We start from the raw sequence: 6,705 nt of genomic DNA on the forward strand, positions 1-6,705 counted from the left end.
ATTGTATCTGGCCTGCTTTTTCACTGTCCAATACGGGTAGTATACCGGTCGTTGCGGGCAGGCGGGTGCCGCCGTCGGAACGCTTTATCTTATTAATCGAGTTTTTAATAAAAGTAAGCACAAGTCTTGACTAACGCACTTATCGCTGGTTTTTTGTTACCTCAAGCAATGCAACACGATAATCATCGGTATACTTCTCAGGTTCAAATTTCTCACTGAGCTGCTCAACAAGGGTTTTAGCCATTAAAAGTAAATTCATATATAAGACCGAAACGCACCTAAAAAAAAGAGAAGACGCCGGAAATCCACCGGCGTCTTCCTAAATCTATGGCATTATATAGAACTCCACCTCTGCGACGTTGCCATACCCGCCGTTTGGCGATACATATATGGTCGATCCCGCCGATATGCTGACCGTTCGAGGAGGAGCGGCCGGCATTTGTTCTTGGATAGACATTGGTCGGATTCTGAACGTTGACTCAATTCATGAGACATCAGGTTAAACCGCTTGGCTAACAGACCGATCTCATCGTTCGACCCTTTGGTCGGCAAATTTTCGAATTGCCCTCTTTCCACCGAGATCATGTTGCGCATTAATATTTTGATAGGACGAGTAATTCGGGTGGATACATAAAACGAGCTGATCACCGCAAACAGGATAAGAAGAAATGCGGTCATAATCAAATTTCTCCGCAGGATGTCTTCCTCGGCGGACAGTTCACCCAATGGCATGTAGAGGATCGTTTCGCTGTTGTAAACGATATTCCGATGTTCGTCCAGTATCGTAAACGCCGATCTTCGCGATTCCAGCAGCCGGCCGTTTACTTTATCGATGAAATCGATATCGATACTGACGACCATGACACCGAGCAAACGGCCGTCTTTCATGTCGAATACTTTTCGAACGTTGGAAATGACCCAATTATCCTCATCTTTGCTCTGCCGGTCCTGGTGAGTCTGCAAGAAATAAGTGGCCTCGGACGATTCAAGAAACGCGTCGAACCATGATATAGTTCATCAGCAGACGATAGGCCTGGTTTTCGTTCTCTTTATTGCTGTCCCTCAAATAATTTTGTATCGGGTAATTATCTTGTTCCGAGTAAGAGATGTAGCTGTTCACGCCATAACTGGCAAGCATCGAAATTTTCTCCACCTCATTCAAATATTCATCGATACGGAAATCGACATGACGAGAATCGGCAATATAATTACGATTAAAAATAAACAGCACCTGCCCTATTTGAATTACGGAGTTTTCGTTGCCAGGCCGGCTATCTCGTCGGCTGTGAGGGCTGTTTCATAAATACGCAATTCATCCATCAAGCCCTTGTAGGGAGTATCCCACCAGTTTACGCCTAAGCTGAAGCTGCCGTCGGCTGTCGTAAACACATTCGGGAAGCCGGTACGGGAAAACTTCTGAACGCCGTTGACATATACAGTGATGCTGCCGTTATTAACGGTGAAAGCCAGATGCGACCATTCGCCCGCTTTAATTTTCATGCCGGTGCCGGCATCATACCAGGCCGTGCCCGACCACACCATGGTGTCATTGTTGACCCATCCGTGTCCTTTAGGCAGGAGGCTTACCCAGTTATTCGTATCTCTGGCGCCAAAGAAGGTTGTTGTAAATTCCGTTAGCTGATCGGGATTGACCCATAGGGAAACGGAATACGTGCTGCTTGATATAAGCCCGTTTGGCAAGCGTATCCCTGAGGCGCCGTCGAACGCCGCCGCATCGCCATGGACACCGCTGGCGTAAGTAATAGCGCCGCCTGGTTTATCGATTCTGTCGCCTGTAACCGAACCTGCCCCAGCATTACCCGAGCTATCCGTCAGGTTATTCTCAAAAGCATAGTGCGCAACGACACCATCTATCGTTTGCTCTTTCACAACAACCGTAAAGGCTTTGGTTGCTGTCGCGTCACCCTTTGCAATGGTAGCGGTCAATGTAATTGTTGCATTCCCGGTACCCGGCTCCGGTCGTTTAACGGTACCATTTTCCGATACAATATCGGCGTTTGAGGAACCCCATGTGATTGCACACTGTCTTGTGCCTTCTGTAGGAAGCGCCAGATTGTTCGTGACATTGCTTGTATCGCCGAGGCTCAAATCATTTTGGACATCCGCTACGATTTCATCATCCGATTTATCTGCCATTTTGCTGCCCCAAATCGCGACTCCTTGCTTCGATAAAGCCGTAAATGTCATCACATAGCTTGCCGATGCCGGATCCCATTGGCGTAAGAATACGCCGTCATATACGATTCCGTCCACCGTCAATTTGGCCTTGTTATGTGCGGTTCTTTCCCAAGTGCCGCTAACTTCGCCGGAAATCTCACTGTTTTTGTTCAACCGGATAAATTGAGAATTTTTGATCGCTGCCGAGATATCTTTCGCATGATTAACTAATTTGTAATCGCCAACGACATCTTCCCGATAGACTTTATCAATCGTTTCCCCTGCATATCGGTAAGGAGCAACCACCGGCCAGCCGTCGCTGTTCATGAACATTTGGTGAACCCTGATTTCATGCGCCTCGCCTCTTTGCGGGAAGCGTGTATGGAATATCAAAAATTGCTTGCCTGTTTCCGGGTCATAGTAGGCTGAATTATGTCCTGGAGATACATATCCGGTACCGATTCCTGTTCCGGGATCTCCAATCTTGCGATCGAACAAAAAGTTACCCATCAATTTCACGCCAAAAGGCTCGATGGACCGATCATCGAATATAGGACGGCTAGGGTCGGCTTTTACGTTGATCATATCGTTGCCTTCCGCATCGTAATACGGTCCATCCGGATTCTGGGAGCGTGCGACTCGAATGTTATAACCGCCAACGGCATCAAGCCCCCCGAAGGAAAGGTACATATAGTAGTAGTCTGTTTCCGGGCTGTAAAGGATGTAGGCCCCTTCTATTCGGCTATGATTCCCGCCAATGAGTTTTTTTCCATAGCCTTGATCCGGCATCGGCTTGCCTGTTGCAGAATCCATTTCCAGAATAAAAATACCGCCGGAATAGGAGCCGTACATCATCCACAGCTTCCCGTTTTTGTCGAAGAATACATCCGGATCTACAACATTGGGATGCTTTCTTGCATCATAAATGGTTCCGTCTTCACTTGGCTGTCCCCACATGCCGGACTTCAGAAGAATCCCCAGATCCTCATAAGGGCCTTCAATGTGATCGGCAACGGCTACGCCGAGAGCAGATCTTGGCGAATCGCCCTTACATGCATTGTAATACATATAAAATCTGCCATCGCTGAGCTGAATGACATCGGCTGCCCATAACGTATCGGATTGCGCCCATGCAAAGGTTTCTTTTAATTCCTCAACTACATTTTCGAACAAGGGGTTATTGACGTTTGCGCCCGCAGCGACAAGATCCCACTGCATGAGGTCCTTTGTTTTGGCCGCCGCCAAATGGGAGCCGAACACATAGTAGGTGTCATCCACTTTAATCACGGAAGGGTCATGTACGGATGCATCTCTAAATACAGGCATGACATCCTCCTGTCCGTCATTTTGCTGGTTACCGCCAGCGTTACTGGTTTGGGTTACCGGGCTTTGGGTTACCGGGCTTTGGGTTACCGGGCTTTGGATTGCATCAGCATCCGGCGCATTATTAACGTTGGCTAATGCCGAAACCGGTACGATTAAGGCAGCCATTAATGTTACCGCAATGAATCTTTGAATCCCTTTTTTATTCATGTTTACTAATCCCCTTTCTCTTTGAAGCGAAGAGTAGTTTTGGTCTCGCAAAGCGCTTTCAATAAATGGCATGATTAATACTTTTATTATTAGATTAACGATACTATAAATGTATATGAATGACAATAATTCTTTTTTCGAAGGCATCCCCTTTAGGGGAATTCCATGTCTATGTCTACTTAAAAACCAACTAATAACCTCGTATATACGTCGTTACAACTTGTCAGACTATTAAATAAAATAGAATAGAAAGGGGGTTTTAACATTGACCAAAAAATATTACAAATCAAAAAATGCAGCAGCAGTAGCAGTAGCCTTTGCCGCAGCAGCAGCAGGACGGGCAGCAGCAGTAGCCTTTGCCGCAGCAGCGGCTGCTGGAGGAAAAAAGCGTAAGAACAACAATGTTGGACGGTAAGGATTATTCATCTTAACAACACACGCCTTATACAGTCTCCGAGTCCTTGAGGACAAGCCTGTAATTTGACACCAATGACCATGGTTGTTGGGAAGACGTCTCCGGTATTACTGTTAGCGCAGTGATACGATTTATGGAGGCGTCTTTTCCTTTCCAAGAATAACAGCTTGAGTCCTGTTTTATATACGTTGCAATTAACATATGTATTAACTACAAGGTTGAGGAATGACAACTGAAAAAGCCCCACTCTTAGAAGTGAGGTTAGCTAACAAATAGTATAGATCAATCCAACATCTGCGCAATCTAATATCACTGGCTATTCCCTAGTATAACGAGGAGAGCGTTTCTCACGGAACGCTTCCAGCGCCTCCAACCGGTCTTTTGTCGCTATAGTCGCTTCATAGGCCTTGAATTCCAAATCCATACCCATATCCAGATCGGTATTCATGCCTTTGTCGATCGCATACTTGGCTTGATAAACAGCCAAAGGAGCATTGGCGAGTATTTCAGCGGCCAATCCTTCACTCATTTCCTTAAGCTGTTCCCGGTCATCTGCAACGCCGTTCAACAGCCCCAGCCCAAGCGCCTGATCCGCAGAAATTTTACGTGCGGTCAAAATAAGCTCCTTCGCCTTGGACGGACCGATGAGACGCGGTAATCGCTGCGTGCCTCCCGCGCCAGGGATGATGCCAAGACTGACCTCCGTAAGCCCCATCTTAGCCTCACGGATCGAATAACGGAAGTCGCAACATAACGCAAGCTCCATCCCTCCTCCAAATGCATAGCCGTTTATCGCTGCAATCGTAGGCTGCGGCAGCCTTTCAAACGTGGAAAACACCTCACTGGTCTTCATTACGTTTCGACGTATCTGTTGATCGTCCAGCGTTCTGCGCTCCTTTAAATCCGCACCCGAGCAAAATGCCCGGCCTTCGCCGCTTAAGATTATAACGCGAATATCGCGCGGATTTTGCTCTATTGTTTCCACTATTTCACCAAGCGCAACCAGCATGTCATAATTAAACGCATTCAATGCCTCCGGGCGATTGAGCCGGATATAACCGATAGGCCCATGCTGTTCCCAGAGCACCGGTCTGTTCATCCATTCCACCTCCGTGAAAACCCCTTAGCGTCTTTCCCCCAACACTCCGGATTAAACCGGATAAACGGGATGCTTTCGCGCTGCGGCTGCAGCGCTTATTGAGGAATAGACGTCAAACCGTTTTATTAATTCGCTTCGCAAAGAATTGGCAGGGATAATTCCGTCGATGACCATATCTGAGGCAAGGTTGTAAATGTCTATATCTTTAACGTATTCTTCCCGCATGCTTGCGATGAAACCGGCCCTTTCGCCTTCCGGCAATTCGGCGATTTTATTCGCATACACAGCGTTTACCGCCGCTTCGGGTCCCATCACGGCAATTTGGGCTGAAGGCAAAGCCAGGCAGCAGTCGGGCTCGAACGCAGGTCCAGCCATCGCATATAAGCCTGCTCCGTAAGCTTTGCGGACAATAACGGATATTTTGGGCACCGAGGCTTCGGATACGGCGGCAATCATTTTCGCGCCATGCCGGATAATTCCCGCCTGTTCAACTCTTGTGCCAACCATAAAGCCGGGAACATCAACCAGAAACAGAAGGGGAATCTGAAAGGCGTCGCACAAGCAAATGAATTTAGCGGCTTTGTCGGCCGAATCGTGGAATAAGATCCCGCCCTTCACCCGCGGCTGATTGGCGACGATGCCAACCGGCCTCCCGGCAAATCGCCCTAATCCGGTAATAAGTTCTTTGGCGAACAGCTTCTTTATTTCAAAAAAGGAGTCTTCATCAATAATCCGTTCAATAAGGCCGTACATATCAAACGCCGTATACTGGTTCCAGGGGATAATTTCTTCCAGTGATTTTTCCAGGCTTATAGCGGGCTGCGGCTCCCGAACAGGAGGTTTTTCCGAAAAATTGGCGGGAAAATAAGCAAGATAGTCTCTGGCAAGAGCAATCGCTTCTTCTTCGCAGTGAGCGAGCACATCGCCGCAGCCGGATACGGAGCAGTGCATTTTGGCGCCGCCCAGCTGCTCCAGGGTTGCCTTCTCCCCTGTAACGATTTCCACGATCCGCGGGGAACCGAGATACATGGATGCATTTCCCTCGACCATAATTACAATGTCGCAAAATGCAGGTATATAGGCTCCTCCTGCCGCGGACGGACCGAATAAAATACAAATCTGCGGGATTTTTCCCGATAGCTTCACCTGATTGTAAAAAATTTTCCCTGCGCCCCGCCGCCCCGGGTACATCTCCACCTGATCCGTAATCCGCGCGCCCGCCGAATCGACCAGATAGAGCAGCGGCACCCGCATTTTATCTGCGGTTTCCTGCATGCGAATCATTTTCTCAACCGTCCGGGCTCCCCACGAGCCGGCTTTGACGGTCGAATCGTTCGCAATGGCGCAAACCGTCTGTCCATTTATTTTCCCTATCACGGTTACGACCCCGTCGGCCGGCAGTTCATCCTGGGCGCAGTTGGCGAAAAGGGCATCCTCGAGCTCGCATTCCGAATCGAACAGCAGCTTCAACCGGTCCCGG

At 48.3% G+C, this 6,705-nt stretch carries 6 protein-coding genes; 1 reads left to right on the forward strand and 5 read right to left on the reverse strand.

Features of this window, described 5'->3' with window-relative positions; all coding sequences use genetic code 11:
* Positions 1-333: 333 nt before the first annotated feature.
* Genes L1N85_RS26385 through L1N85_RS27775 form a run of 3 tightly spaced genes read right to left on the reverse strand, consistent with a single transcriptional unit; the run spans position 334 to position 3,711 of the window.
* Entirely contained in the window at positions 334-963 is a 630-nt protein-coding gene (locus L1N85_RS26385) for a sensor histidine kinase (protein ID WP_235241996.1), read from the reverse strand.
* Between the two features lie 22 nt (positions 964-985).
* Positions 986-1,231, reverse strand: coding sequence for a hypothetical protein (locus L1N85_RS26390; RefSeq protein ID WP_235241997.1), 246 nt, complete (start codon positions 1,229-1,231; stop codon positions 986-988).
* Between the two features lie 14 nt (positions 1,232-1,245).
* Positions 1,246-3,711: a LamG-like jellyroll fold domain-containing protein gene (locus L1N85_RS27775; RefSeq protein ID WP_328285299.1), complete on the reverse strand. Its 2,466-nt coding sequence runs from the start codon at positions 3,709-3,711 to the stop codon at positions 1,246-1,248.
* A 265-nt stretch (positions 3,712-3,976) separates the two neighbouring features.
* Between L1N85_RS27775 and L1N85_RS26405 the strand changes: the two genes are divergently transcribed.
* The gene (locus tag L1N85_RS26405; protein ID WP_235241998.1) at positions 3,977-4,126 is read left to right on the forward strand and encodes a hypothetical protein; all 150 of its coding nucleotides are present in this window, start codon (positions 3,977-3,979) and stop codon (positions 4,124-4,126) included.
* A 316-nt stretch (positions 4,127-4,442) separates the two neighbouring features.
* Here L1N85_RS26405 and L1N85_RS26410 read toward each other — a convergent pair whose 3' ends face one another.
* Together L1N85_RS26410 and L1N85_RS26415 are read right to left on the reverse strand one after the other, a co-directional pair.
* Positions 4,443-5,225, reverse strand: a complete 783-nt coding sequence (locus L1N85_RS26410; protein WP_235241999.1) for an enoyl-CoA hydratase-related protein — start codon at positions 5,223-5,225, stop codon at positions 4,443-4,445.
* Between the two features lie 51 nt (positions 5,226-5,276).
* Positions 5,277-6,705 (reverse strand): acyl-CoA carboxylase subunit beta (locus L1N85_RS26415; protein WP_235242000.1); only part of this gene is annotated, 1,429 nt, incomplete at its 5' end.

It is taken from the genome of Paenibacillus alkaliterrae (genome assembly GCF_021532375.1).
In the GTDB taxonomy this organism is placed as follows: Bacteria; Bacillota; Bacilli; order Paenibacillales; family Paenibacillaceae; genus Pristimantibacillus; species Pristimantibacillus alkaliterrae.